At 52.4% G+C, this 3572-nt stretch carries 1 protein-coding gene and 2 pseudogenes; 1 reads left to right on the forward strand and 2 read right to left on the reverse strand.

Translation table 11 applies throughout. The annotated features are described in order from the left end of the window. Positions 1–676: pseudogene (locus FGE21_RS19650) on the forward strand (IS66 family transposase); the annotation flags it as partial. A 449-nt stretch (positions 677–1125) separates the two neighbouring features. On the opposite strand, the gene FGE21_RS19655 reads toward FGE21_RS19650, so the two are convergent. Further along, positions 1126–2970, reverse strand: a complete 1845-nt coding sequence (locus tag FGE21_RS19655) for a UvrD-helicase domain-containing protein (protein ID WP_139665092.1) — start codon at positions 2968–2970, stop codon at positions 1126–1128. Then, a pseudogene (locus FGE21_RS19660) lies at positions 2963–3572 on the reverse strand (ATP-dependent endonuclease); the annotation flags it as partial. The gene FGE21_RS19655 and the pseudogene FGE21_RS19660, both read right to left, overlap by 8 nt.

The raw sequence follows: 3572 nt of genomic DNA on the forward strand, positions 1-3572 counted from the left end.
ATTTGAAGAATAGTACGGGTATCCTGCAGGCCGATGCGTACACCGGCTTCAAAGCTCTCTATGAGGCACGCGCCGATGGCAGAGCCCAATTCCGTGAAGCGGCTTGCTGGGCACACTTGCGGCGCGACTTCCACGACATCTGGACCGGCACCAAATCCGAGATCGCCAAGGACGCGCTCGACCGCATTGGCCAGCTCTATGATATCGAGCGCGACATCAAAGGCCTGCCTGCCGACGAGCGCTATGCTGTCCGGCAACAACAGACCAAACCAAAGGTGGAGGCCTTCCACGCCTGGGCCGAAGCTCAACTGACGCGCATCCCAGGCAAAAGCGATCTGGCCAAGGCTTTCCGCTACGGACTATCCCGTTGGTCCTCCTTCACCCAGTTCTTGGACGATGGCCGCGTGGCCATCGATAACAACGCAGCAGAGCGCGGCGCATGCGCCCAATCGGCGTTGGTCGCCGCAACTGGCTCTTCGCCGGATCAGACACCGGCGGCGAAACCCTCGCCCGCGCCATGACCATAATCGAAACCGCCAAAATGAACGGGCTCAATCCGCAGGCCTACCTCGCTGATGTTCTCAGCCGCATCCACGATCACAAAATCAACCGGCTCGACGAATTGCTTCCTTGGAATTGGACACCAGCACCGCCCGAAGATTGCAAGGCGGCCTAAACCGGGCGGTTACGGATATCGTATGTCACGCATCATGGCGTCTGGCCTAGGCGAGCTGAAGCGTCAGCCGACCGTTGTCGATGCAGAGATTCTGGAAGACCGGAATTGGCTTGAACCAGGGCTCCTTGAAGCACTTCTCTCGACGGCCGCTGACGATACAGCCGCGAAGTGACTTCGCCTCGAGACCTTCGCGAGTCAGCTAGGGGCTGCGTGATGCGCAGGTGTGAAACCTCAGCCGGAAGCGCCGCTGCTTCCGGCCCATAGCCGTCATTCGGGACACGAGCAGCGGCCCATCCCAACTACCATGCAGACACGGCTAGCTCCGAGGTCGAACACTTTCCCATACCAGCGGGGAAGCCGAACTTCACAGCTGTGCCGTAGTCATTGGGCACCCACAGCTACACGCCCTAAATAATTGAGCAAAGTAAATAATTAGGATTCCGCGCCATTTAATCAATGTAAGAAATCTGCTCCTCTTTGAATAAACCTCGATCAATCAACTCCTGCCCGGCGGCCTTCGACTTTAGGGAGAAGAAGAGGATACGCAAGTTTATCTCAGCACGAGAAAAGCAAACATAGGCCAATTTTCGGGTTAGCTCAGCTTGACGCTCAGTAGGGTCGCCAGCGGTGCCAGGAGTAAGCGTCTTTCCAAAGCTGTAGGTATTCCAAGATGCTTCGATGTCGTCAATCATCACCAATACGTTTGGATACTCTTCGCCCTTGGAACCATGCTGAGTACTGAAGGGGGAGTTTTCATCGAGGAATTCAGCATACGGGCCGATTTCACTGCAATCCATTTTGAAGAACTCATCAGCCAGCCAGTCTCCCTTGTCGCGCTGATGGTCCTCATTCTCGGCATCGAAATCTTCGCGCGCATTACGCCCTAGCTGCGAAGAAAGGCGATCCGAAATCGGTAACAAACTGCTGTCTTCGCAATATTTTAGAATATCCTTGGTTGTCGCCCCGCCCCACAACTCTGCCAACTTCTGGGAAACCTCGTCGGCGCGACCGAGCATTTGCTTGAGCGATTTTCCCTTGTTGACGCCACCAGAAGAAAACGCGGGACTTTTTTGGCGCAAGACTTCAAGAACGCGTTTTGGGTCCCCTTTGATCGATGCCGATACAAGAGGATAAACTCCTTCGATAAAAGGCTTTAGAAGATAGTGCGTCCCACCTTCGTAGTCGGATTGCGATCGAGACGAGGAGTAAGCTCCAGTAAAAAGTCTATGGAGCGTCGAAAAGTTCAGCCGCCTTGCAATCATCTGCCGTGCCAAGAACAGCTTCTTCACAGACAGGATGTCCTGCCATTCCCAATTTTTCAGAGCTTGTTGAAACATGCCGGACACCTGATCAAGCTGCTCTGGCTTGTATGTTTTTCTGGGCCCCTCAGGATCGGGGGCCTGAGCAATAGTGATTTCAACACTACCCTCGACATCCGCGTTCTTACCTGCCGGGAATTGCTCGACATCGTCTCTAAACTTATTGAGAAGATTGATGACCGAGACCGAGCAGCGGAAATTTTCTTGCTTTGCGATTGTCACCGAGCCTTCTGGTCCGGCAAAGTCTCCCGCCCGCTTGTCATAGATTTGTTGCATGGGGTCGCCGAAATACCCTATGATCGGGAGTCCTTCCCTAGCGCAAATAGAGTTCAGCGCAGTCATTACCTGCGGAAAAGTGTCTTGCGCTTCGTCTACGAAAATATAGGGGTATTTAAAGCCAAGACCTTTCTGAAGAATCGGCTTCGTTGCGATTAGATGCGAGGCGACATCTATGATGTCATCATGGTTGAGTACGCATTTCGAGTAATCGCTTATCGTCGTCTCTTCGTATTTTACTGGCGGATTATTCTCAACAAGCTCCCCGAGCTCAGCGCGCAAACGTTCAATTTTCTTCCGTGCAGAAATCGCTTTTTTCGAATTTCCTCCATTATCGTCTAGTTGAGCCTTCTCGATACGGGCAGGAATAACGTGTTCGGCCAACGCCTCTCTTAGAGGAGTTTGAAACCTAGATACCTCACCCCAGAGAAACCCATGCAGGGTCGTAACTGTATAAAGTTCGTCAAATCCCAAACGTGAGGAAATCACATCCACAGCCCGATTGGTATAGGTGATACAAACCACATTCTGGCCACGCTCTCGCAGCTGACGTCCTTGTGTTTCGCGAATTTTCTTGAGGGCTTCGATCAATGACGTTGTCTTGCCAGAGCCAGCACCAGCTATCACCGCGAATGATGTCTCCTCATCGATGCACTGGGCAATTTGGATATCTGCTTCAGTTGGCTGGAGGTCAGGCATTCAACTCTCCTGGAACCGGCTGATTGCCTACACGACCTTCGAGCCAGCGCAAGCCGACTGAGATGTATTCCGGAACCGCCCAAGGCGGAGCGCCTTCAACGTGCGGATCACGCGCCAAAACATCCATTGCGAATTCAGTCTTCTTAAATGTAGAGCTCTTTATCCGTTCCCATACCACCTGATGAAACTCTGCGGCGTCAGCAGGTATTTCCTTTCCGATCGACAACGCGCCACTAGAAAAAAGTTCATGATTCTCATAGACAAAAGCTTCTTCAAGCGTCCTGCCGTGAAAATTGTGAGAAGCTCCTCCGTACTCGATCGCAACCGCTTTTTGGTAAGAGACGAAGCGCATGTTGTCCGCTTGAATATGATCGGCATTAGCCTTGGCCGTTAAATCGGAGACAAGATCGCTACCATCGAAGAAGTACTTTATGGAAGCGTTCGATGTCACGGCTCCTGCATCCGTTGCCTTACACCCTTTTCGATTGTTGGCTGGATCGACGGAGTCAATATCCGTGATGATCAGATACGGAATGCCCAGAAACTCCAATAGCTTTGCAAAGCGCATACTGTATGCGCCACCGGTAATCCCCCCATTTTTA

This window comes from Phaeobacter sp. B1627 (assembly GCF_006265095.1).
Taxonomy (GTDB): Bacteria; Pseudomonadota; Alphaproteobacteria; order Rhodobacterales; family Rhodobacteraceae; genus Epibacterium.